At 72.1% G+C, this 23,347-nt stretch carries 20 protein-coding genes; 10 read left to right on the forward strand and 10 right to left on the reverse strand.

Translation table 11 applies throughout. From position 1 onward, the window contains the following. The first annotated feature begins 6 nt into the window (after positions 1–6). The 4 genes from MQN93_RS20140 (at position 7) to gap (ending at position 3,724) form a co-directional block, all read left to right on the forward strand. On the forward strand, positions 7–675 hold the full coding sequence (locus tag MQN93_RS20140) for a nitroreductase (RefSeq protein ID WP_242710635.1): 669 nt from the start codon (positions 7–9) through the stop codon (positions 673–675). Between the two features lie 131 nt (positions 676–806). Next, positions 807–1,535 (forward strand): SDR family oxidoreductase, encoded by a 729-nt coding sequence (locus MQN93_RS20145; RefSeq protein ID WP_016430928.1) that lies wholly within the window; start codon positions 807–809, stop codon positions 1,533–1,535. A gap of 80 nt (positions 1,536–1,615) precedes the next feature. Continuing rightward, positions 1,616–2,572: a GlxA family transcriptional regulator gene (locus tag MQN93_RS20150; protein WP_016430927.1), complete on the forward strand. Its 957-nt coding sequence runs from the start codon at positions 1,616–1,618 to the stop codon at positions 2,570–2,572. A 147-nt stretch (positions 2,573–2,719) separates the two neighbouring features. Next, on the forward strand, positions 2,720–3,724 hold the full coding sequence (gene gap, locus MQN93_RS20155) for a type I glyceraldehyde-3-phosphate dehydrogenase (RefSeq protein ID WP_016430926.1): 1,005 nt from the start codon (positions 2,720–2,722) through the stop codon (positions 3,722–3,724). Between the two features lie 22 nt (positions 3,725–3,746). Here the strand turns inward: gap and MQN93_RS20160 are convergent, their stop codons facing one another. Then, complete coding sequence (locus tag MQN93_RS20160; RefSeq protein WP_242710636.1) at positions 3,747–4,568, reverse strand: SAM-dependent methyltransferase; 822 nt, start codon at positions 4,566–4,568, stop codon at positions 3,747–3,749. A gap of 198 nt (positions 4,569–4,766) precedes the next feature. Further along, complete coding sequence (locus MQN93_RS20165) at positions 4,767–6,023, reverse strand: alpha/beta hydrolase family protein (RefSeq protein WP_242710637.1); 1,257 nt, start codon at positions 6,021–6,023, stop codon at positions 4,767–4,769. Between the two features lie 189 nt (positions 6,024–6,212). Between MQN93_RS20165 and MQN93_RS20170 the strand changes: the two genes are divergently transcribed. Continuing rightward, positions 6,213–6,836 (forward strand): methyltransferase family protein, encoded by a 624-nt coding sequence (locus MQN93_RS20170; protein ID WP_242710638.1) that lies wholly within the window; start codon positions 6,213–6,215, stop codon positions 6,834–6,836. An 83-nt stretch (positions 6,837–6,919) separates the two neighbouring features. On the opposite strand, the gene MQN93_RS20175 is transcribed toward MQN93_RS20170, so the two are convergent. The 3 genes from MQN93_RS20175 to MQN93_RS20185 all read right to left on the reverse strand — a co-directional run bounded on the left by MQN93_RS20175 (position 6,920) and on the right by MQN93_RS20185 (position 10,319). Then, complete coding sequence (locus MQN93_RS20175) at positions 6,920–8,059, reverse strand: ferritin-like domain-containing protein (RefSeq protein WP_242710639.1); 1,140 nt, start codon at positions 8,057–8,059, stop codon at positions 6,920–6,922. Positions 8,060–8,204: 145 nt separating this feature from the next. Then, positions 8,205–9,479: an esterase/lipase family protein gene (locus tag MQN93_RS20180; RefSeq protein ID WP_242710640.1), complete on the reverse strand. Its 1,275-nt coding sequence runs from the start codon at positions 9,477–9,479 to the stop codon at positions 8,205–8,207. A gap of 210 nt (positions 9,480–9,689) precedes the next feature. After that, positions 9,690–10,319 carry a TetR/AcrR family transcriptional regulator gene (locus MQN93_RS20185; protein ID WP_242710641.1) on the reverse strand — a complete coding sequence of 210 codons (630 nt, stop codon included), beginning with the start codon at positions 10,317–10,319 and terminating at the stop codon, positions 9,690–9,692. 62 nt (positions 10,320–10,381) lie between these two features. On the opposite strand from MQN93_RS20185, the gene MQN93_RS20190 reads away from it, so the two are divergent. The 4 genes from MQN93_RS20190 (at position 10,382) to MQN93_RS20205 (ending at position 13,568) form a co-directional block, all read left to right on the forward strand. Next, positions 10,382–11,251, forward strand: coding sequence for an ABC transporter ATP-binding protein (locus MQN93_RS20190; RefSeq protein ID WP_242710642.1), 870 nt, complete (start codon positions 10,382–10,384; stop codon positions 11,249–11,251). Continuing rightward, positions 11,238–11,999, forward strand: coding sequence for an ABC transporter permease (locus tag MQN93_RS20195; RefSeq protein ID WP_242710643.1), 762 nt, complete (start codon positions 11,238–11,240; stop codon positions 11,997–11,999). Before MQN93_RS20190 ends, MQN93_RS20195 begins: the two co-directional genes overlap by 14 nt. A gap of 149 nt (positions 12,000–12,148) precedes the next feature. Then, positions 12,149–12,622: a carboxymuconolactone decarboxylase family protein gene (locus MQN93_RS20200; RefSeq protein WP_242710644.1), complete on the forward strand. Its 474-nt coding sequence runs from the start codon at positions 12,149–12,151 to the stop codon at positions 12,620–12,622. A 22-nt stretch (positions 12,623–12,644) separates the two neighbouring features. Further along, positions 12,645–13,568, forward strand: a complete 924-nt coding sequence (locus MQN93_RS20205) for an RNA polymerase sigma-70 factor (RefSeq protein WP_242710645.1) — start codon at positions 12,645–12,647, stop codon at positions 13,566–13,568. Between the two features lie 22 nt (positions 13,569–13,590). Here the strand turns inward: MQN93_RS20205 and MQN93_RS20210 are convergent, their stop codons facing one another. Then, positions 13,591–14,505, reverse strand: a complete 915-nt coding sequence (locus tag MQN93_RS20210) for an SDR family oxidoreductase (protein WP_242710646.1) — start codon at positions 14,503–14,505, stop codon at positions 13,591–13,593. Positions 14,506–14,591: 86 nt separating this feature from the next. Between MQN93_RS20210 and MQN93_RS20215 the strand changes: the two genes are divergently transcribed. After that, positions 14,592–15,158, forward strand: a complete 567-nt coding sequence (locus tag MQN93_RS20215; protein WP_016430914.1) for a TetR/AcrR family transcriptional regulator — start codon at positions 14,592–14,594, stop codon at positions 15,156–15,158. A gap of 92 nt (positions 15,159–15,250) precedes the next feature. Here MQN93_RS20215 and helR read toward each other — a convergent pair whose 3' ends face one another. The 4 genes from helR to imuA' form a co-directional block, all read right to left on the reverse strand. Then, entirely contained in the window at positions 15,251–17,359 is a 2,109-nt protein-coding gene (gene helR / locus MQN93_RS20220; RefSeq protein ID WP_234024335.1) for an RNA polymerase recycling motor ATPase HelR, read from the reverse strand. Positions 17,360–17,585: 226 nt separating this feature from the next. Further along, a complete protein-coding gene (locus MQN93_RS20225; RefSeq protein ID WP_242710647.1) occupies positions 17,586–20,762 on the reverse strand; it encodes an error-prone DNA polymerase in 3,177 nt (1,058 codons plus the stop codon). Positions 20,763–20,885: 123 nt separating this feature from the next. Continuing rightward, the gene (locus MQN93_RS20230) at positions 20,886–22,424 is read right to left on the reverse strand and encodes a DNA polymerase Y family protein (RefSeq protein ID WP_308404355.1); all 1,539 of its coding nucleotides are present in this window, start codon (positions 22,422–22,424) and stop codon (positions 20,886–20,888) included. Beyond that, on the reverse strand, positions 22,425–23,306 hold the full coding sequence (imuA', locus tag MQN93_RS20235; RefSeq protein ID WP_505016691.1) for a DnaE2-dependent mutagenesis accessory factor ImuA': 882 nt from the start codon (positions 23,304–23,306) through the stop codon (positions 22,425–22,427). It abuts the gene before it with no gap. Positions 23,307–23,347 lie beyond the last annotated feature (41 nt).

Raw genomic sequence — 23,347 nt, forward strand, 5'->3', positions numbered from 1 at the left:
GCGATCATGGACGTCTACGAGGCGGTCACGAGCCGACGGGCGGTGCGCGGATTCACCGACCGGCCCGTGCCCAGGCAGACGCTGGAACGCGTGCTGTCCGCCGCGGCCTGGTCGCCGTCCGGATCCAACATCCAGCCCTGGCGCGCCTACGTACTGACCGGCACCCCGCTGGCCGAGGTCAAGAAGCGGGCCGGTGAGCGCCTGGCCGCGGGCGACGCCTGGGACGAGCCGGAGTACGAGCAGTACCCGACCGCACTGAAGTCGCCGTACCGCGAACGCCGCTCCGCCTTCGGGCAGCAGCGCTACGGCGCACTCGGCATCGCACGCGAGGACCTGGAGGCGCGCCAGCGGGCCGCCTCCGCCAACTGGGACTGCTTCGGCGCGCCCGCCGCTCTGTTCTGCTACATCGACCGCGACATGGGCTCGCCCCAATGGGCCGACACCGGCATGTTCCTGCAGTCCGTGATGGTGCTGCTGCGCGCCGAGGGGCTGCACAGCTGCCCCCAGATGGCCTGGGCGAAGTTCCACCGCAGCGTCGCGGAGGTCGTCTCGCCCCCGAAGGAGCTGATGCTCTTCTGCGGCATGTCCATCGGCTTCGAGGACGTCACCGCGGAGCAGCCACGTACGGATCGCGCGCCGCTGGAGGAGACGGTCACCTTCGTCGACGGCCCCTGACCACCCCGCGCGGCCGGTCGGCGTGACCGTTTCTCACCGCGCCCACATCGTCCCCCCTGTGCCATATTGCGCACATGGTCCCGAAGAGACGTACGGCATGAAGAGACGTACGACAAGAAGAAGGGCTTGACATGAAGTTCGCAGTCATCGGCGGTACCGGCCTGATCGGTTCGCAGGTCGTCAAGGACCTCAGGGCCGCAGGACACGAGGCGGTGCCGTACGCGAAGTCCACGGGCGTCGACATCATCACCGGCCAGGGCGTGGACGAGGCGGTGGCGGGAGCCGACGTCGTCGTCAACCTGACGAACTCCCCGACCTTCGACGAGGCCTCCCCGGCCTTCTTCCGGACCTCGATGGAGAACCTGCTCGCCGCGGCCCGCAAGGGCGGCGTCGGCCACTTCGTCATCCTCTCGATCGTCGGAGTGGACCAGGTCCCGGAGCTGGACTACTACCGGGCCAAGGTGCTCCAGGAGGAGCTGCTCCAGGCCGGGCAGATCCCGTACTCGATCGTCCGGGCCACGCAGTTCATGGAGTTCATGGACGCCGCCATGTCCTGGACCGCCGACGCCGACACCGTCCGGCTGCCCGCCACGCCGATCCAGCCGATCGCCGCCAAGGACGTGGCCGCCGCGGTGGCCGAGGTCGCCGCGGGCACTCCGCTCAACGGCATCCGCAACATCGGCGGCCCCGACGTGTTCGGCCTGGACGAGCTGGGCCGGATCACCCTCTCCCACAAGGGCGACAAGCGGACGGTCGTCACCGATCCCACGGCCGGCATGTTCGCCGCCGTCAAGGGCGACGTCCTCACCGACAAGAACGCGCACCTCGCGCCCACCCACTACACCGACTGGCTGTCCTGAGACCGGCCGCCCCGACCGGGCACCGCATGACCGGGCACGGTGTGATCGATCCTGCCCCGCAGCCCTCGTAACCTGTTGCCGTGCCCACCTCCCGTCTGCAGCGCGTCGCCGTTCTCGTGCTCGAGGGCGCCAAGCCGCTCGACGTCGGGATTCCTGCGCAGGTGTTCGCGACGCGCAGGAGCATGCCGTACGAGGTGCGGGTGTGCGGGGCGGCGCCCGGGCTGGTGACCGGCGGCGACGGACTGGCCTATCACGTCGCCGACGGCCTCGACGCGCTCGCGTGGGCGGACATCGTGTTCGTGCCCGGCTACCGGTTCCCGGACCGCGAGGACCCGCCGCGGGCCGTCGTCGAAGCCCTGATCGCCGCCCACGACCGGGGCGCACGGCTCGCCGCCATCTCCACGGGCGCGTTCGCGCTCGCCGCCACCGGCCTGCTCGACGGCAGGCGGGCCACGACGCACTGGCACTACACGCGCGAACTCGCCCGCAAGCACCCCCTCGTCCAGGTCGACGAGAACGTCCTGTTCGTCGACGCCGGCAGTGTGCTGACGTCGGCCGGCGCCGCCTCGGGCATCGACCTGTGCCTGCACATCCTGCGCTCCGACCTCGGGGTGGCCGCCTCCAACCACGCGGCCCGGCGCTTGGTCGCGGCCCCCTACCGCAGCGGCGGCCAGGCGCAGTACGTGCCGCGCAGCGTGCCCGAACCGCTCGGCGAGCGGTTCGCCGCCACCCGGGAGTGGGCCCTGCACCGGCTCGGCGACCCCCTCAGCCTCGAAGTCCTCGCCGAGCACGCGGCCGTCTCGCCGCGCACCTTCTCCCGGCGCTTCGTCGAGGACACCGGCTACACACCGATGCAGTGGGTCATGCGCGCCCGCATCGACAGGGCCCGCGAACTGCTGGAACGCTCCGAGCGCAGCGTCGAGCAGATCGCGGGCGACGTCGGGCTCGGCACCGGCGCCAATCTGCGCATGCACTTCCAGCGCATCCTGGGAACGACGCCGAGCGAGTACCGGCGCACCTTCACCCGCGGCGAATAGAGCGCACACAGGGCCCGTCGGCCCGGTCCGGCCCCGGCCTTTGGCGCGATCCTTGCGAACCATGGCGCTCACGCCACGGCCATCGACGGGCTCCACCCGCGAGCCTGGAGACGTACCGAACGGACAGGGACACCCAAGGGGCACCTCATGACTCGCATCGCCATCAACGGATTCGGCCGCATCGGACGCAATGTGCTGCGCGCCCTGCTGGAGCGCGACAGCGACCTCGAGATCGTCGCCGTCAACGACCTCACCGAGCCCACCGCCCTCGCCCGGCTCCTCGCCTACGACTCCACGGCCGGCCGCCTCGGCCGCCCGGTGACCGTCGACGGGGACACGCTCGTCGTCGACGGCCGGCGCATCAAGGTGCTCGCCGAGCGCGACCCGGCGCAGCTGCCCTGGGCCGAACTCGGCGTCGACGTCGCGCTGGAGTCCACCGGCCGCTTCACCTCGGCCAAGGCCGCCCGCGCCCACCTCGACGCGGGTGCGAAGAAGGTCCTCGTCAGCGCGCCCTCGGACGGCGCCGACGTCACGCTGGCGTACGGGGTCAACAGCGACATCTACGACCCCGCACTGCACACGATCGTCTCCAACGCCTCCTGCACGACCAACGCGCTCGCCCCGCTCGCCGCCGTCCTCGACGAACTCGCGGGCATCGAGCACGGGTTCATGACCACCGTGCACGCCTACACGCAGGAGCAGAACCTCCAGGACGGCCCGCACCGCGACCCCCGCCGCGCCCGCGCCGCAGGCGTCAACATCGTGCCGACCACCACGGGCGCCGCCAAGGCGATCGGCCTGGTCCTGCCCGGCCTCGACGGCAAGCTCTCGGGCGACTCGATCCGCGTGCCGGTCCCGGTGGGCTCGATCGTCGAGCTGAACACCACCGTCGCCCGCGACGTGACCCGCGACGAGGTGCTCGCGGCCTACCGCACCGCCGCGGAAGGCCCGCTGGCCGGCGTCCTGGAGTACTCCGAGGACCCGCTGGTGTCCTCCGACATCACCGGCAACCCGGCCTCGTCCATCTTCGACTCGGCCCTCACCCGCGTCGACGGCCGCCACATCAAGGTGGTCGCCTGGTACGACAACGAGTGGGGCTTCTCCAACCGCGTGATCGACACGCTCGAACTGCTCGCCGGCACGCGGTCCTGACAGCGGACCACGACGGCGAGGGTCAGGGCTTGCGGCCCACTCCGCAGAACTGCGTCACGTCCACGATCTCGCCGATGTCCGGCCGGTCGGCGCGCCAGCGGGAGCACGACACCACGCCCGGGTCGAGCAGGTCCAAGCCCCGGAAGAAGCGCAGCAGTTGCTCGCGGCTGCGCAGCTTCATCGGGCTCGAGCCCTGCTCGTTCCAGCTGGCCACGGCCGCCGTCATGGCCTCGGTGTGGACCTCGGCAGTGGGGTGGGCGAGGGCGAGGTAGCTGCCGGAGGGCAGGGCGGCGACGAGCCGGTCGACGATCTCGTACGCCTCCTCGTCGTCGTTCACGAACTGCATGATGCCGAGCAGCATGAGCGCCACGGGCTTGTCGAAGTCCAGTGTCCGGCCCGCTCCTTCGAGGATCGGGCCGGGCTCGTGGACGTCTCCGTCGATGTAGTCCGTGACACCCTCGGGGCTGCTGGTGAGCAGGGCCTGCGCGTGGACGAGGACCAGGGGGTCGTTGTCCACGTAGACGATCCGCGCCTCGGGGGCCATCCGCTGGGCGACCTCGTGCGTGTTGTCCGCGGTGGGCAGGCCGGTGCCCAGGTCGAGGAACTGACGGATGCCCGCCTCGCCGACCAGATGGTGCACCGCCCGCCCCAGGAACGCGCGGTCGGCGCGGGCGGCGTCGACGATCTCCGGGAAGTGCTGCAGGATCTGTTCGCCCAGGTCGCGGTCGGGCGCGTAGTTGTCCTTGCCGCCCAGGAAGTAGTTCCACACCCGTGCCGAGTGCGGCGTGGTCAGATCCAGCCGCGCCAGCACGGCCTCACGATCGTCGGCCGGTTCTTCGGGCATGACACGCTCCTCGTTCTCGACCGGCTGCCCCCTCGACCGCCGGCCTCCCGCGCGCTCGGTCCCTCGCGCTTGTAACAGGCCACAACGTAGCGGTCGGTACCGGCTCGGGCCACCAATTCGCCGATCTTGACGGGCGCTTGAGAGGCCCGCGGCCGGTGCATCCGCCCGCCGTTCAGAAGAACCGTTCAGAAGGACCGCTCAGAAGAAGCGAGCCTCCGGGTGGCGGTCCGAGGGTCCGTCCAGCAGGCCGTGGTCGTCGCGGTCGCGCAGCCAGCGGTCGAAGAAGGCGGCGACGTAGGCCCGTTCGGCGTCGATCGCGTGCCGCGGCACGATCGTGCCGATGTTCTCGACGACGGTCTCGCGGGGCAGACCGAGGCGGCGGGCGATCTGCGGGACGAGCGCCACGGCGTCGGTGTACGTCGCATGCCGCGCGCCGCGCAGGTTCAGGCCCCGGTGCCAGCCGCGGCTGTGCCGCCACACGGCGTCCCAGGACGGCACCGTGCTCAGGTCGTTGCCGTCCATGCCCATCAGCAGGAAGGGCCGGTCGACGCCGTCGGCGGCGACGGTCGAGAGGTTGCCGGGGGTGCTGTCCTCCTGCACGTCCGCGAGGACACCGTCCAGGTCGGCCGCGGCCGCGATGCGCGGGTCGTCGTGCATGGCCTGCATGGCGGTGTAGCCGCCCGCGGACTGGCCGAAGACGCCGATGCGGCCGAAGTCGGTCGCGCCGCGCAGGGCCCGGGGGAGCGCACCGGGCAGCTCGTCGAGGACGAAGCGGATGTCGGCCACCCGCACGGCGATCGTCTTCTGCAGCAGTGCCTTGATGCGCTCGGGGTCCGGGGACGCCTTGTCGTACTCCGCGGGCAGCACTGTCTTCTCTACGCGGCCGCCGGGGAACTCGACGGCCGAGGCGTCATAGGTGTGGTCGACGGTCACCACGACATGGCCCCGCGAGGCGAGGTCGTCGCAGAGCGTGGTGCCCAGCGAACGGGGGTCGCCGGCCCCCGGCGAGTAGCAGACGACCGGAAGCGGCCCGCACCTCCGCTCGACCGGTGCGCCCTCATGGGCGTGGGTGAGGGTGGCCGCCCAGTCGACCTTGTCGGCCGGCACACCGGTGAGGTTGTTCAGCGCGGCGAACCCGGCCGCCTCACCGGGAAGCATCTGCGGGGCCCGCCGGTGTCCGCCCACGGCCCGGGCCGGGTACCGGATGCCGAGCATGAGTTCGCGGTACGGCCGCGACGCGATCCAAGGGTCGGGACGTGAGGAGTCGACGAGGTGCAGCGAGACCGTCCCCACCGGGTACGGGCCGCTGGGGCCGGGCAACGTCAGCCGCAGCGGCTCGCCCTGGCCTGATGTGGCGGACGCGGACGCAGGTGCTGCTGACGCGGCGCGTGCCGGGAAGGTGGACAGGGCGAGAGCTGCGGTGGCCGACATCATGACGGCGCGGCGGGTCAACATGTTGTGGGTCCCCCCAGGGTCTGCGGAAGTGGGCTTCAGTGATCACCTACAGAGTCCCGACCCGCCGAGATCATCACCATCCGGCGGCCCCGCCGATGCGGCTGGGGGTTTTCCTCCATCCACGGGTGGAGGCTCTCCATCGGCCCGTGGGTGGTGGTGATCCACTTCTCTTCGGAGCACGCTTGAGGCATGAGTTCTCTGCACTCGGCACTCGTCGCTCTCACCGGCGTCTGCTTCGCGGTCTTCGTCGCGGCCTGGGTCGCGGGCGCCGTCTACTTCGGCGTGAAGAGCGAGGCGGGCCCGCTCGGTTGGCTGCGCGGACTGCGTCGCACACTGCCGCGCCGGGCTCTGCTGATCGCGGGCGCCCTCGTCTTCTCCACGCTGATCGGACACTCCCGGGGCTTCTGGCACGATCTGCAGTTCTGGCAGCCGGAGATAGCGATCGTCGGCGGTCTGCTCGTCGTCGCCTCCACCGCGCTGCTGCTGTGGGCCCGCTGGGTCCTGGGCACGATGTGGGCCGACGTCCCTATGGTCCAGGAGCACCACGAACTGCGCACGGACGGTCCGTATGGCCTGGTCCGCCACCCCATATACACGGGCCTGCTCGGGCTGGTCGCCGGCGCCATGCTCGCCTGCGGGTTCGGCGTATGGACAGCGGTTCTGCTGGTCGCCGTCCCGTGGCTGCTGCGCCGCGTCCAGGTCGAGGACCGGCTGATGGCGGGCCGCTTCGGTGCCTCCTACGACACCTACCGCGCCCGCGTCCCGGCACTGCTCCCGAGGCTGCGGTCACACGGAGCAGCCCCGGGAGTCTGACGGCGCGGCCCCCAGGGATCAGAAGGGACAACCCTGGGACCAGAAGGGGCGGCCCCAGGGATCAGAAGGGACGGCCCGAGGAGTCAGAAGGGACGGAACTGCGGGCCGTAGGTGCCCGGTGCGTCGGGGATCGGGCGCTCCATCAGCTCCACGGCATGGTGCTCCAGCCCGCGCATCGCGTGGATGGCCGAGTTCAGAGTGCGACGGCCGCCACCGGACCAGGCCGTCTCCAGGTTCTGCAGGACGGAGTGGTAGGTGGCGTCGAAACCGTCCAGCAGCCGACGTACGTCGCCGCGCGCGTCCGACCACCCACCGACCGGAACGGGCGCCATGGGCCGCACGTCGGGGAAGCGCACGGGCGCACCGGAGAACTCCCAGCCGCTGTCGGTCTCACGCAGCCGCCGGCCGTGGTAGATCTCGCCGAAGGCGTAGTAGTGCGCGGGGTAGTCGTCGTCGAAGGCCGTGGCCGGGGAGGTGTCGGTGCCCTCGCCCTGCTCCTTGATGATCTCGATCGCGCGCATGACGTCGTCGGGACTGCGCACCGGCTCCAGCACGTCGGAACCGATCCGCGCGGACAGCTGCCCCCGCACCTGCAGCTCCGGTGCCACGCTGCGGAAGGTCCGCAGGATGTCACCGTAGAAGGTGCCGACGCTGGGCGAGGGTTCCACGCTGCGTGCGAGCGGCTCGTCGGGCTCCTCGATGGCCATCATGACCTCGAGCACGAAGGACCTGGTCAGGCCCGACAGATACACGGTCAGGCCGGGGCGCACACCGCCGGGCAGCGGGCCGGGGTAGGCGGACGCCGCGCTCTTGATCTGCGGCCGCCCGCCCACGGCCACCAGCAGATTGCAGACCGTGCCCAGGTGGTACATCTCGTCGCCGACGATCCGCCGGATCAGCCGCGCGGCCTCGCTGCCGCGGTCCTTGATGGACCACCAGCCGCACAAGTAGGGCGGGATGGTGGCGAGTTCGAGTGCCACGGCGACCTGAAGGGACTGTCTGAGCCAGCTGAGCCCGCGGTCGTCGTGGGGAACGGCCAGCAGGCGTGCCACGGAATGGCCGCGGGGCGCGGCGGGTGCCTGGCCCACCGGTCGCGCGGCGGCCTGTGCAGCACCGGCGGCCACGACCGGCGTGCCGGCCGCCACGGCGGCCGACGCCAGGAAGGTCCTGCGCTTGAACGGGGCAACTGCCGGGCTGTCCGAATCTTCCGTCGTACCAGTCAATTTCGCCTCAGCTCATAGCAATGGCCCCGCCTCTGCTTGAGCGGAACGGGGCCTTCCGACGGGTCTGGAAGCTAGCAGCCGGCACCGCGGTTCCCTGGGCGTACGGGCCCGGGAGGCGCGTCCACCACCCTGTCAGTCCAAGGCGTTACACCGGAACGGGCATCAGGGCGCAGCGCACCGGCTCGGCGTGCGCGGGGTCGAGGGCGTTGAGGACCAGCCGGTTGACGTTCGGGTCGTACACGCCACCCGCATGACCGGTGAGGTCCAGCGGACACCGGTCCTGCAGCAGGATGTTGTGCACTTTGGCGCCGGGCCCGGCCTTGAGGAACTGGTTGGTGTACGGCGTCACCACCAGGTCGGTACGGCTCACGATGGTGGTGTAGTCGACGCCGGGCTCGGTGTCGCCGCCGGCGTAGAGCCGTTGGAGCACCGAGGAGCCGATCGTCTGGTCCCTGGCCGCGGGACTGTCCAGGCCGAGCGGTTTGCCGGCCCGCCCCGCCACGTCCAGCACCGTGTCGAGGAGGGGCGCCAGACCGGAGGCGTCGGTGCCGTGATTGCTGGGGTTGATGCCCACCAGGTGGTGCACCTTCGCCGCGCCGCCGTCGAAGCGCAGATACCACTCGGGGGTCAGCCCGCCGCCCTGGGAGTGACCCACCAGGTCGACCTTCGAGGCACCCGTGGCGGCCAGCACCCGGTCGACGTAGGAGGCCAGTTGCCGGGCCGAGTCGGGAACATGGGCGGTTGCCTTCATCAGGGCGTGGGGCTTGCTCTCGCCGTAGTTGAGGGCGAAGACGCAGTAACCGGCGTTCTTCAGCACGGGTGCGAGCCCGCTCCAACTGTCGAAGGCGTTGGCGAAAGTGCCGTGCACCAGGACGACCGGATAGGGGTGAGCGGACGACGGCTTGCACCCGAAGTCGTTGGCCCCGGCCGGGGAACGGTCCGGATCCGCCACCGAGCCGAGCACGGCCAGACCGAGACTGACCGCCCCCAGATAGCCGAAGTGGTTGGCGGACGCGGTGGGTGGGGTTCCGGCAGCGATCTGTCGCGGTTCGGGGACTGTGGTGGAAGCAGCGGAGACGGCTGGAGCGACGGGGGCGGAGGAAGCAGCGGGGATGGCGGAGGCGGCACGAGCGGCGGAGGCAGCGGCAGCGGCAAGGGCGGCGGGCGCAGCGAAGGTGACGGGGGCGGCGGAAGCGGCGGAGGCGGCACGAGCGGCGGGGGCGGTGGAGGCGATCGGGGCAGCGGGAGCGGCGGGGGCGGCGAAGGCGAATGGAGCGATGAAGGCGGCGGGAGCGGCGGAAGCGATCGGGGCAGCGGGGGCGACGGAAGTGATCGCGGCGGCGGTAGTGGTCGGGGCGGTTGCGGTCAGGCAGACCGCCGCTGCCAGGGCGGTTCCTGTGGTCTTGAGGATGTTGCGCATTGGGTGCGCACCTCCTGGTGACGGGGCGTCAGTTGGGGCTTGGGGCGGCCCCAGCCTCGACACCTCGCGTGCCGCACCCGCGCACGGCGCGCGACGTGCGCCCGTTCGGCGCACGCGTGATCAGCCGCGCGGGCGGATCCCCGCGCGGCTGAACCTGCCTTGTCCGTAAGGACGTTGACGTTACGTCAGGGACATACGTCGATCGGATCGTCAGGGCCGCCCGGCCGCCGCCCTGATCAGCGCCCGGATGTCCTCCAGATCCGCCTCGAACTCGGCCGTCAGGTCGACGGGAAGGTCGAGATAGGGAGCGAGCCGGCGGTGGCCGGGGAGTTCTTCGTCCGGGAGTTGGCCGCGGCGGCTGCGCGGGTCGAGGGTGCCGGGGGAGAAGCGGCCGGAGGCCTCGGAGGCGGCGAAGCCGATGACGAAGGTGCTGACGAGCCGTTCCAGCCGGGGCACTTGGGACTCCGGGACGCCGGCGTCGATGAGGGCGGTGTAGACGATGTCCACGGCGCGCACGGCGTCCGGCGTGACCGCGGGGCGTGAGAAGAGCAGGTGTGCGGCCCAAGGGTGACGCCTGGTCACCTCGCGGCAGGCGTGCCCGAGGGCGCCGAGCCGCTCCTCCCAGGTCTGGTCCTCGGGCGTCCGCGCCGGCAGCAGCGCGGTCAGCAGGCGGCCGATCATGCCGTCCAGCAGGGCCGACTTGTCCTTCACGTGGCGGTACAGCGCCATCGGCGTGACACCGACCCGGTCGGCCAGCGCGCGCATCGACACCGCTTCGAGGCCGTGCTCGTCGGCGATGTCCAGCGCCGCGTCCAGAATCTCTTCCCGCCTGCCGCTCATGGGTCTACAGTGTAGACGTATACGATGTAGACGTATACGGCGTAGACAGACAGGGGGGCGGGATGCTCATCGCTCAGGGACTGGTGAAGTGCTACGGCCGGCGGCGCGCCCTCGACGGCTTCGACCTCACGGTCGCGCCCGGCGAGATCGTCGGCCTGATCGGGCACAACGGCGCGGGCAAGACCACGTTCGTCGAGATCGTCACCGGTCTCGTACGACCGGACGAGGGCCGGATCCGTATCGGCCCGTACGACGCCCTGCGCACCGGACGGGCCGCGCGACGGCTGCTGGGCGTGGCTCCCCAGGAGCTCGCCCTGTACGGCAGCGTCACCGCGCGCGAGAACCTGCGGCTGCTCGCGGGACTGGCCGGGCTGCGCGGGCGGCGACGGGACGCGGAGATCGACCGCGTCCTGGACGAACTGCGGCTCACCGACGTCGCGGACCGCCCCGTGGGCGTCCTGTCCGGGGGACAGCGGCGGCGCGTCCAGGCGGCCACCGCGATGGTCGGGTCACCGCCTCTTCTCCTGCTGGACGAGCCGACCGCCGGAGCCGACCCGGAGACCCGCGCCGCCCTGCTGGCCACCGTCAGGGCCCGCGCCGAAGCCGGTGCCGCCGTCGTCTACACGACGCACTATCTGCCCGAACTCGTCGACCTCGACGCCACGTTGGCGATCGCCCGCGCCGGGCGCGTCATCGCGCGAGGGACGCAGGAAGAGCTCACCCGCGATCTGCCGGGCGAACTGCACGTCACCTACGACGACGCGTCCGACCCCGAACTGCGCATGCCGACCACGGATCCCGGCGCGGACCTGGCCGCCCTGCTCGGCTCCGGCCGTACGCCCCTCTCCGTCGACGTCCGCCGCCCCGGCCTCGACGACCTCTACCGCTCCCTGGAGTCCACCGAGACGGAGTCCGGTCATGCCGCTGCGTGAGCCCACCACCCGGCTGAGCGCCCTCGTGCTCCACAACGCGCTGCTGATGCTGCGCGAGCCCGGCCCGCTGCTGAGCCGGATGCTGCTGCCGCTCGCCTTCATGACCCTGCTGCGCCCGCTCTATCTGGCCGCCCAGGGCCGGGCGGCCGGTACCCAGCAGGTGGTCGTGGGCACGCTGGTCACCTTCTCCCTGCTGGCCCTGAGCATCGCCGGCAGCGCGATCCTCGCCGAGCGGCTCGGCCGTACCTGGGACCGGCTGCGCGGTACGCCGCTGCATCCGGTCGAACTGCTCCTCGGCAAGGCCGCCCCCGTCCTGGTGGCCCTGCTGGCACAGCAGTTGCTGATCATCGGCTTCGGCGCGGGCGTCTTCGGGCTGGGCCTTCCGCACCCCTTCCTGCTGCTGGGCGTGCTGCTCAGCTGGAGCGGCACCCTGCTCGGCCTCGGCGCGCTGATCGGGGTGCTGGTCCGCAGCATGGGCGAGCTCTCGGCGGCGTACGACATCGGCGGGATGCTGCTCAGCAGCGTCGGCGGTGCGCTCGTACCGCTGAGCGAGCTGCCCGCGTGGGTGGCGGACGTGGCACCGGTGTCTCCCGGCTACTGGGCGACCCGTGGGCTGCACGCCGCCCTCGACGGCGACACGCACACCGTCGTGACGGCCTGCGGCACGCTCCTCGGCACGGCACTCGTCTGCGGCGCGCTCGCCTCGATACGGCTGAGGGGACGTAGCAGCAGACTGGTGGCGCTGTGAGGCGACGCGTGCCCGGTGAGGTGAGGCGAAGCGCTCGCCCGGGGCCCGGCCCGAGGGCGGGAGACGCAGGTCACATCCGGGCATGTCACTGGGGACCGGACCATCCCGTCCCAGGTGTGTATCCAGCGACGACCAGGCGGGAGCACATCATGGAAGCGCGACTGAACTACTTCACCAGCCCCTCCGCCGGCAAGGCGATCAAGCACCTCATGCCGGCGGGCCGGGCGCTCAAGGAGGCGCCGCTGCCCGCCGCGACCCAGGAGCTGGTGGCGCTGCGGGTCAGCCAGATCAACGGGTGCGCCGTCTGCATCGACATGCACACCAAGGAGGCCGTCGCGGCCGGCGAGACGACGGTGCGGCTGAACCTGGTGGCCGCCTGGCGCGAGGCCACGGTCTTCACCGAGGCGGAGCGCGCCGCACTGGCGCTGGCGGAGGAGGGCACCCGGGTGGCGGACGGCTCCGGCGGGGTCGGCGACGAGGCGTGGGCGTACGCGTCGAAGCACTACGACGAGGAGCAGCTCACCGCCCTGGTGGTTCTGGTCTCCTTCATGAACATGGTGAACCGGCTCAACATCATCAGCCGGCAGCCGGCCGGTGACTACGAGGCCGGGCAGTTCCACTGATCCCGGGCGAAGCGGAGTGCACGTGAGCAAGGTCGAGGAGTTCGAGGAGCTGCGACCGCTGCTGTTCTCGATCGCCTACCGGATCCTGGGCAGCGTCTCGGAGGCCGAGGACGCGGTGCAGGAGACATGGCTGCGCTATGACGGCACGACGACCCGGCCCACGTCCCCCAAGGCCTATCTCTCGACCACGGTGACGCGGATCGCGCTCGACGTGCTGCGTTCGGCGCGGGTACGGCGGGAGCAGTACGTCGGCCCGTGGTTCCCCGAGCCGCTGCTGAGCGATCCCTACGAGGACCCGGCGCGGGCGATGGAGCTGGCCGACTCGGTGTCCATGGCGGCACTGGTGCTACTGGAGCGGCTCAGCCCGCTGGAGCGGGCCGTGTTCGTGCTGAGGGAGGTGTTCGGCTTCGAGTTCGACGAGGTCGCCGCGGCGGTGGGCCGGTCGGAGGCGGCGTGCCGGCAGCTGGTGGTGCGGGCGCGACGGCACATGCGGGACGGCCGGCCCCGCTTCGAGGCGCCCCGTGAAGAGCGGGAGGAACTGGCCTCGCGGTTCTTCGACGCCCTGCGCGAAGGTGATGTCGCCTCGCTGCAGGACCTGCTCGCGGCCGATGTGTCGATGGCCGGCGACGGCGGCGGCAAGGCCCCGCAGCTGGCCAGGACCGTCGTCGGGGCCGAGAACGTGGCGCGGCTGCTCGCCTCCGTCTTCCCCTGGATGGCCCGGATCGACGTGACGTTCGAACTCCACGAGATCAACGGCGAGCCCGGCGCGATCTTCCGCGAACGGGAGGGCGGGGTTCTCACCGTCATGGTGCTCGATGTGCTCGGCGGGCGGATCCGGGCGATCCGCTCGGTGATCAATCCCGACAAGCTCGCTCACGTCGGTCCGGTGGCCGATGCCTGGGCTGTGGACCGCGAGCTGAGGCGGCTCCGCCGGCAGCCGCACTGAGCGCCGCCTCAGCCTCGACGGGTCAGGAGCCCTGGAAGTAGTGGCCCTTGGCGAGGTCTTCGAGAAGACCGGGGCCGGTCGGCTGCCAGCCGAGCAGTTCGCGGGTCTGGGTGTTCGACGCCGGGGCGTCGAGCCCGATGAATGCGCTCATCCAGGTGAAGTGCCCGGCCGCGTCCTCGGGGGTCACAGGTGCCACCGGCACGTCGAGCCCGCGGCCGATCACCTCGGCCACGTCGCGGATGGCGACGCCCTCCTCCGCCACGCCGTGCAGCACGGCGCCCGCGGGTGCCTTCTCGACGGCCAGCCGGAACAGCCGTGCGGCGTCGAGCCGGTGGACGGCCGGCCAGCGGTTGGCGCCGTCGCCGAGGTAGCCGGAGACGCCCTTGGCCCGGGCGGTGGCGACCAGGGTCGCCATGAACCCCTTGTCCCCGTCGCCGTGGCAGGTGGGGGAGAGCCGCACCACCGACGAGCGCACACCGCGCGAGGCGTAGTCGAGCACCGCCAGGGACGTGGCCGCGCGGATCGAGAAGGCCGAGCCGTCCTCGACCGTGGGCATGTCCTGCTCGGTCGCCACCCGACCCGGCTTGAGGCCGGCCAGGCCGGAGGCGAGGACGAAGGGCCGGTCGGTGCCGACCAGCGGCTCGGCGAGAGCGTCGACGGCGCGGCGGTCGGCCTCGGCGGCCTCCTGGAAGCTGCCGCTGAAGGCGATGTCGTGCTTGAAGGCGAGGTGGATCACCCCGTCCGACGCGGCGGCGGCACCGGCCAGGACGTCCAGGTCGTCGACGGTGCCGCGGACCGCTTCCGCCCCGGCGGCGGTGAGCGCGGCGGCGGAGGCCTCGGAGCGGGCGAGGCCCACGACCTGGTGGCCCGCTTCGATGAGGTCGGGGACGAGGGCGCGGCCGATCCAGCCGGACGCGCCGGTCACGAAGATACGCATGAGGGAGCCCCAAACTGTTGATGTCAGTGACTGTCGTCAACGCTAACACCTGATGTCAGTCACTGCCATCGCGTAGGATCTGCCCCATGAGCAGATGGGAGCCGAACGCGCGCGAACGCCTGGCGAAAGCGGCGTTGGAGCTCTACAGCGAGCGGGGCTACGAGCGGACGACGGTGGCGGAGATCGCCAAGCGGGCCGGACTGACCGAGCGGACCTTCTTCCGGCACTACGCCGACAAGCGCGAGGTGCTGTTCGACGGCTCGAATCATCTGCAGGACCTGTTCGTGAAGGCCGTCAACGACGCGCCCGAGTCCGCGGCGCCGATCGACATCGTGGCGGCCGCGCTGGAGGCGGTCTCCGAGGTGTTCGTCGACCGCCGTGCCTTCGCCCGCAAGCGCCAGGCCGTGATCACGGCCAACGCGGAACTTCAGGAACGCGAACTGATCAAGCTCGCCGCGCTGTCGGCCGCGCTCACCGACGCGCTGCGTCGACGCGGCATCGCGGAACCCGCCGCGAGCCTGACCGCCGAGGCGGGGCTCGCCGTCTTCAGGATCGGCTTCGAACGGTGGGTCGCGCCGGGGGAGGAACGCCCGATGTGGCCGCTGATGCGGGAGGCGCTGGCCGCTCTGAGGACGGTGGCCGCGGGAGCCTGAGGCTCCGCGGCCGGTGCCGCCATGGGTGGTTGGTCGTCTGCCGCGCCGTCGTGGCTGGGCGCGCAGTTCCCCGCGCGCCTTCGGGGCACGGGTCAGTGGGTGGTGAGGATGGCCAGTTGGTGGGTTGCTCGGGTCATGGCGACGTAGCGGTCGACCGCTCCCTCGGTGCCCTCGCCGAACGTGTCCGGGTCGATGAGGACGACGAGGTCGAACTCCAGGCCCTTCGACAGCTCCGGGGGCAGCGAGCGCACGCGGGAGGTCGCGCGGAACGACGGGTCGCCGATGACGCAGGCGATCCCTTCGTCGTGGGCGGCGAGCCAGGTGCCGAGGACGGCGTCCAGGTCCGCGACGGATCCGTGGACGACGGGGACACCGCCGGAGCGGATGGAGGTGGGCACGTTGGCGTCCGGCAGCACGGCCCGGATGACCGGCTCGGCCTCCGCCATCACCTCTTCCGGGGTGCGGTAGTTGATGCTCAGGGACGCGATCTCGATGCGGTCGAGCCCGATCCGGCCGAGCCGCTCCTGCCATGACTCCGTGAAGCCGTGCCGGGCCTGGGCGCGGTCCCCGACGATCGTGAAGCTGCGGGACGGGCACCGCTGCAGCAGCATCTGCCACTCCGCGTCGGTCAGTTCCTGGGCCTCGTCCACGACGATGTGCGCGAACGGCCCGGCCAGCAGGTCCGGTTCGGCCGCGGACAGCGCGCTCTCGTCGACCAGGCTGACCTCGGCGTCCTGGCCGCGCAGCATCATCACCAGGCCCTCACCGTCGTCGGTGTCGGCGCCGGAGTCGGCGGCGGCCGCGATCAGGTTGTCGACGACCTGCGCCATCTGCTCGCGCTGGGCGGCGAGTACGGCCGCGTCACGGCGCTTGCGCCGGGCCTCCTGCGGATCGCCGAGCCGCTGCCGTGCCGCGTCCAGCAGAGGCAGGTCGGACACCGTCCAGGCCTGCGGCTCGGCCCGCTGCAGCCGGCGGACCTCGTCACGGCTCAGCCAGGGAGCGCACATCCGCAAGTAGGCGGGCACCGACCACAGGTCCCCGACCAGATCGGCCGCTTCGAGCATCGGCCACGCCCCGTTCAGCGTCCCGACCAGCTCCTTGTCCTGCTGCAGTGCCCTGCGGAACTGCGCGGGCGAGAGGTCGTCGCCGTCGTACCTCTCCATCAGGACGGAGACCAGCTTCTCCCAGATCTGGTCGCGTGCCTCGTTGTGCGGAGTGCCCGGCTCGGGGGCCGTGAAGGCCTCGGCCCAGTCGTCGGCGGTCAGCCGGATGTCGTGCCAGTCGACGGTGACCGTCATGACCTCGGTGGGCGGTTCCTCGTAGAACCGCACGGCCGGCTCGATCGCCTTCACCATGTCCGCGGACGACTTCAGCCGGGCCACCTCCGGGTCGGTCTCGACCACCGCCGTGGCCCCCTCGGCGACGAGATCGCGCAGGATGCAGGTCTGCACCCCCTCCTCGCCCAGGCTGGGCAGGACGTCGGAGACGTAGGCGAGGTAGGGCCGGTGCGGGCCGACGAACAGGACGCCGCCCCTGCGGTGACCCAGGCGCGGGTCGGCGTAGAGGAGATGGGCGGTGCGGTGCAGGGCGACGACCGTCTTGCCGGTGCCGGGACCACCGTCGACGACGAGGGCGCCGCGCGATCCCGCCCGGATGATGGCGTCCTGGTCGGCCTGGATGGTGGCGAGCACGTCCCGCATCCGGTCCGAGCGGCCCGCGCCCAGACTGGCGATGAAGGCGGACTGGTCGTCGAGCGCGGCCCGCCCGTCCAGCCCCTCGGTGCTGAAGACCTCGTCCCAGTAGTCGCTGATCCGGCCGTCGGTCCAGCGATACCTGCGGCGGCTCGCCAGCCCCATCGGGTCGGCGTGGGTCGCCGCGAAGAAGGGCTCGGCCGCGGGCGAGCGCCAGTCGACCAGCAACCGGCGGCCCTCGCTGTCGGTGAGACCCAGACGTCCGATGTACACGGGCTCGGAACCGTCGGCGCCCACGATGTGTCCGAGGCACAGGTCCAGGCCGAAACGGCGCAGGGTGCGCAGCCGCCCGGTCAGCCGGTGGACCTCGATGTCCCGGTCCATCGCGTGCCGGCCGAGGCCACCGGGCGCCTTGAGCGCGGCGTCGAGACGGTCGGACAGTTCGGCGATGGTCTGCTCCAGGCACCGCGCGATCGCCGCGAAGTGCCGCTCGTCGCGGCCGATCAGCATCGGGTCGGCCTTGGCGGAGAGACGGTCGGGCAGATCGAATGCTGACAAAGACGTGCGCACTTCGGGAATCCCCCATTTTTGCAGGTACCGGCTTCGGCCTGCGATTGTGCGGCACGCCCCCGGCCTTGCCGCAAGCCCCCCAGTGCGCTATAAGTTGAGAGTGGCAAGGAGTGCATGACCTCCTTGCCTTTCTTGTTTCTCTCCTCCGCTTCGGCCGCTACGGCCGCTATCGCCGGTGCGGCCTAGGCGACCTGGGCGACGTGGGCGACGTGGGCACCGTCAGGCTCTCCGCCCGGTGGACGATGACGTTGAAGGAGCCGTGTTCGCGTTCGACATGCCCGTCGAGCAGGACCGCGGGTGCTTCGAGCAGGACACGGCGGCAGCGCTCCCACACGGGCGGGGAGAAGACCAGGTTCACCATCCCGGTCTCGTCCTCCAGGGCGCCGAAGGCCACTCCGTTGGCGGTGGGCGGGCGTTGGAGGTACTTGGCGAGTCCGCCGAGGCGTACGCGGGTCTGGTCGGCGGTGGCGCGTACGGCCGCGGCGGACAGGGCGCCGCGGCGCCGGAGCAGGGGCCGGACGTGGTGGACCGGGTGCGTGGTGGCGCTGGCGCCGGTGGCCGCGAGGTCGGCGACGGTCTCCTCGGCGGGGCTCATGACCGGCAGTTCGGGGGCGGGGGCGAGGGAACCGAGGCCGGGGAGGTGGTCCTGCTGGGCGCGGGGGAAGGCACCGGCCGTCCACAGGGCGCTGCGGCGGTGGTCGTCGAAGGCCGCGAACGCGCCCGCGGTGGCGAGTTGTTCCATCAGACGGGCCGGTAGCCGCGTACGGCGGGCGAAGTCCTCAAGGCCCGTGAACGGCTGCTCGGCACGGGCCCCGACGATGCCGCGAGCGGCGTCCTCACCGAGTCCGTTGACGCTGGTGAGGCCGCGGCGGATGGCGAACTGCCCCTCCCGGCCCTCGGGTTCGAGGGTGGCGTGCACATGGGAGGTCCGAACGTCCGCGTTGCGCACGGTGATTCCGTGCCGCCGGGCGTCCTGGATGAGGGTCTGCACGTCGTAGAAGCCCATCGGCAGGTTGGCCATGATGCCCGCGGTGAGGGCGGCCGGGTAGTGGTACTTGATCCAGGCGGAGGCGTAGATGATGTGGGCCATCGACTGGGCGTGGCTCTCCGGGAAGCCGTAGTCGCTGAACGCCTCGATCATGGACAGGATCCGGGCCGCGGCGGCGGGCGGGATGCCGTTCGCGGCCATGCCCGAAAGGAGCCGGTCGCGTAGCCCCGCGACCTTCTCGGGGGCGTGCTTGGCGGCCATCGCCTTGCGCAGCCGGTCCGCGTCGCCGGGGGTGAAACCGGCGCAGTCGATGGCCAGTTGCATGGCCTGTTCCTGGTAGAGGGCCACGCCTAGGGTCTTCTCCAGGGCGCGGCGGGCGAGCGGGTGCGGGTAGTCGACCGGTTCCTCGCCGCGACGGCGGCGCAGGAAGGGGTGTTTGGAGCCCGCCTGGATCGGCCCGGGGCGGATGATCGAGGCGGCGATGGCGAGGTCGTTGAAGGTCCTCGGGCGCAGCTGGGGCAGCGTGCTGATCTGGGCGCGGGACTCCACCTGGAAGACGCCGATGGTGTCGGCGCGGGCGATCATGTCGTAGACGTCGGGGTCGTCGGGCGGGATCGAGGTCAGGTCGAGGCGTACGCCGTGATGTTCGTCGATCAGGTCGCAGGCGGTGTGCAGGGCGCCGAGGGTGCCGAGGCCCAGCAGGTCGATCTTGATCAGGCCGGCGGCGGCCACGTCGTCCTTGTCGCCCTGCAGCACCGAACGGCCCTCGGCGGTGGCCCACTCCAACGGCATCACCTCACCGAGCGGCTGCCGGGTGAGCACCATGCCGCCGACATGGATGCCCATGTGCCGCGGCAGGGTGTGGAGTTGGGCGGCGAGTTCGCGTACGTCCGCGGGCAGGTCGACGTCGGGGCCGGGTGGGCCGTGGTCGATGTGCCGGGTCATCTCACGGATCTGCGCGGCCGGGTGGCCCAGCACTCGGGCCGCGTCGTGGACCGACAGCCTCGGTTGGTAGGTGATGACGTTCGCGACCTGGGCGGCGTGGTCGCGGCCGTAGCGCTCGTAGACGTACTGGATGACCTCCTCGCGGCGGCCGGCCTCGAAGTCGATGTCGATGTCCGGTGGTCCGGCCTTCTCGACGGACAGGAAGCGCTCGAAGAGCAGGCCGTTCTTGAGGGCGTCGACGGCGGTGATGTTCAGGACGTAGCAGACCACGCTGCTGGCCGCGGAGCCGCGGCCCTGGCACCAGATGCCGCGGCCGATCGCGAACTGGACGATGTCGTGGACGATGAGGAAGTAGCCGGCCATGTCCAGCTCGGCGATCACGTCGAGTTCGTGGTCCAGCTGCCGCCAGGCCGCGCGGGCCTCGGCCGCGCCGTCGTCGCGGTCGCCGTACCGGGCGGCGCAGGCCCGCTCGGCGAGATAGCGCAGCCAGGTGTCCTCGGTGAACCCGGCCGGGGTGGGAAAGCCGGGCAGCCGGGGCTGCAGTCCGCCGAGGTCGATCACACAGGAGCGGCCGAGTTCGAGGGTGGTCTCCAGGACGCCGGGGTGGCGGGCGAGTGCGTGTCGCATCTCGGCGTACGACCGCAGGTGCGCCGTCGGGGCCGGCATCAGATGGCCGGCGGCGCGGTCCAGGGTCTCGCGGCGGCGCAGCGCGGTGAGCGCCTGGGCGAGCCGGGCCTGGCGCGGGGCGGCGTAGTGGACGGCCCCGGTCGCCACCACCGGGAGGCCGAGGCGGCGGGCGGCGACGGCCATGACGTCGGTGGCGACGGAGTCCTGCGGCAGATGGTGGTCGACGAGTTCCGCGTACACGCTGCCGCTGCCGAAGACGTCGGTCAGGCGCCGCAGCCGGTCGGCGACCGCGCTCACGTCGCACCGTTCCGTGCCGGGCGCGGGGCAGCCGGGCAGCACCGCCCAGTGCCCGCTGCTCGCGGCCCTCGACAGCGCCTGCAGATCGTGGACGGGGGCGGTCTTGGCACCGGCCAGCTGACCGGCACTGATCGCCGCCGACAGGAGCCGGAAGCCCTCCAGGGTGCGGGCCAGGACCACAGGTGTGCCCAACTCGGCTTCGCTGAGGGTGAGTTCGGCGCCGTAGACGGTACCGATCCCGGCCGACGCCGCGGCCTCGGCCAGCCGCCGCGCACCGTAGAGGCCGTCGCGGTCGGTGAGGGCCAGCACCGACACGCCCAACCGGGCTGCCTCGGCGACGAGTTCGTCGGGCTGGGCGGCGCCCTGGAGGAAGGAGAATGCGCTGTGGACGTGGAGTTCGGCCCAGCCAGGGTCGTTCGACGGGGGTGGGGGTGGTGTGCGGGAGGCGGCGGGCAGGCGCAGGACGTCGGCGTGGTGGTCAGCCATGGTGGCCCCGCCGGGTGGTGGCGCTGTTCGTCAACGACCAGCGGGGGGCGATGAGTTCGGTGCGGCGGGGCCCGCGACTGTCGGCAACCGTGGCCCCCTGGTCAGCCATAGTGCGCCTCCGCGTCAGCCATAGTGCGCCTCCGCCCACCAGCGGCCGTGTTCGACCAGCAGGAGCCAGGCGCTGCCGTCGGTGGTGGCGATCTGCATGCGGGCGACACGGCGGGAACGGTCGTGGTCCCACCACCACTCCAGTACCGGCCAGGGCCCGGCCCAGCCCTCGACCGCCGCGTCACCGTGACCGTCCACGGCGAGCCGCGCCGGAGCGGCGGACAGGGCCATGCGGCCGGAGACCGTCACCCGCCCTCCGCCCGCGTCGGTGAGTTCGGCCGGCAGCCAGCTCGGGAAGACCGTGGCCGGGTGCGGGGCGGGCAGCCGCCCCGGCCACGGGCCGTCGGGAGGACGCGGTCCGCTGTCGAGGTCGCCGAACGGGACGAGGCGGACCTGATCCGCAGGACCCCGCCCACCGCCCAACTCGACGCGCACCACCGCCTGGTGGCCGAGCATCGCCTGCACCCGTGCGGCCGCCCGCTCCACCTCCTCCGGGGTGTGGCGCTCGCCGAACAGCGCGCTCTGGCGGCCGGTGGCCGTCGTCAGCTGCTCGGGGCGCAGCGACAGGCGGACGATGCCCTGCTCGCCCCCGGTGTCGAGCAGCCCCGCGTCCGCCCAGGCCTGCAGTACGTCGCGCACCCGCTCGGCGACCGCGAGCGCGGACAGCCGGCCCTCGTGGCGGAAGATCCTCGACAGGGTGCGGCCGTCGGCGAGGTCCACGACGGCCTCCAGCCGGGCGCACACCACTCCGGCCGCGGTCAGCCGCTCATGGAGCTGTTCGGCGCTCGCCTTCGCCGCGAACACGACCGGTTCGAGGAGGTGCGCGACCGGCTCGAAGGTGTACGCCACCGTGTGCGCATCGGTGTCGGCCCGCACGTTCAACGGGCGGTCGTGGTGGCCCCGCGCGGTGCGGTGCGCGGCGATGCCCTCGGCGCCGAAGCGGGCCAGGACACTGGCCTCGGGCAGCGCCGCGTACGCGCCGACCGTGCGGATCCCCAGACGCTCCAGCAGCTCCGTCAGCCTGGGTACGCCCAGTACCCCCAGCGGGTGGGGAGCGAGCCAGGACGCCTCGCCGCCGACAGGGACGATCTGCCCGGTGCGGGCCGCGAGCGCCGCCGTGAAGACCGAGTCGGCGATGCCCGCGCGCGCCGGAAGGTCCTTCTCGCCGAGCGCCGCGACCAGGCGGTCCGCGAGCTGTGCTTCACCGCCCCAGTAGCGGGAGGGGCCACGGGCGGGTGCGGCGATCAGACCGGGCCGGATCACTTCGAGGCGTGGCATGACCGTGCCCTCGATGTGGCGTACGGCGGGCTCGAAGGCCCGTATCTCCGCGGCGAGATCCCGTTCCACCACCCGCAGCCCGGCACAACGGGACTGGGCGACCCGCACCCGCATCCGCCACCGTACTCCTGCCGCCCGCGCGGCAGCCGAGCAGGCCACGACCTCACCACGATGAACAACCGCGACGGGCCCGGCGCGCCCAGCGGGCCCGTCACCGGCCGCGAGAACCGGAAAGTCGGGGATCCAGCCGACGATCACCCTGCCACCCACCACCACTCACCCCACCACACGCAGAGCCGACGACATCCGACGGGACTGCGCCCCACGACGCGCGGAACTACCCGCCGCTACGACATCGGCCGCCGCCGACTCCGCCGCCTCGGTTGGGGGTGTTGGGGGTCCGTCGGTTGCGGGCGGGGCGGCGACGGGGTCTTGGGTTGGGGGCAGGGTGGTCGGGGGGTGGTGGGGCGCGGGTAGTGCAGTTACGTGGCCCTTGGCTGCAGGCAGTGCGGGCACGTGCACCTTGGGCGTAGGCAGCGCGGCCGTCACCTGTCCGTCGGCTCCCGGGAGCCACATCTCCGCGTATCGCGCGACGGCGGCCGTGCCGCGACCGGCGGCCGCCACCCGTACACGCCGGCCGCGCAGCAGGCCGTGTCCGCCGCCGAGGCCCTCCCAGGTGGCGGAGACGACCTTCATCCGGACCTCGGCGCCCTGCCAGGAGCCGGCGGCGAGCAGGACCGATCCGCTGCGTCGGAGCACGGCGGCGAGTCGGCGGGCGATCCGGTCGGGCACCGGACCGAGGCGGCCCACCAGCACCACCGGTACGGCCTCCGCCACAGTGGCGAGAACCTGTGCCCACTGGCGGCCGGGATCGTCGATCCGTATCCCGCTCGACAGCTCCAGCCCCGCGGACTGTGCCGCCAACGCGCCCATCTGCGGCAGGCCCACCGCCGCCCAGCCGACCGTGCCGCCGGACGCCTTGGCGGCGAGTGCCAGCAGCAGAGGCATGTCCCCACCTGCACTGACCGCCGTTCCGGGACGGATGCGCCCCTGCGGCAGCAGGGCTTCGAGCGGCGACACGTACGCCGGCTCGGCAGGACCGCCACTTGCTTCCACGCTCGCCACCGGTCTTGCAGACATGCCTAGACATTCGAGCATTAGTTCGAGTGAATCAAGTCGGCGAGGAGCGGGACGGCTCC

Source organism: Streptomyces spinosisporus (assembly GCF_022698145.1).
Taxonomy (GTDB): domain Bacteria; phylum Actinomycetota; class Actinomycetes; order Streptomycetales; family Streptomycetaceae; genus Streptomyces; species Streptomyces spinosisporus.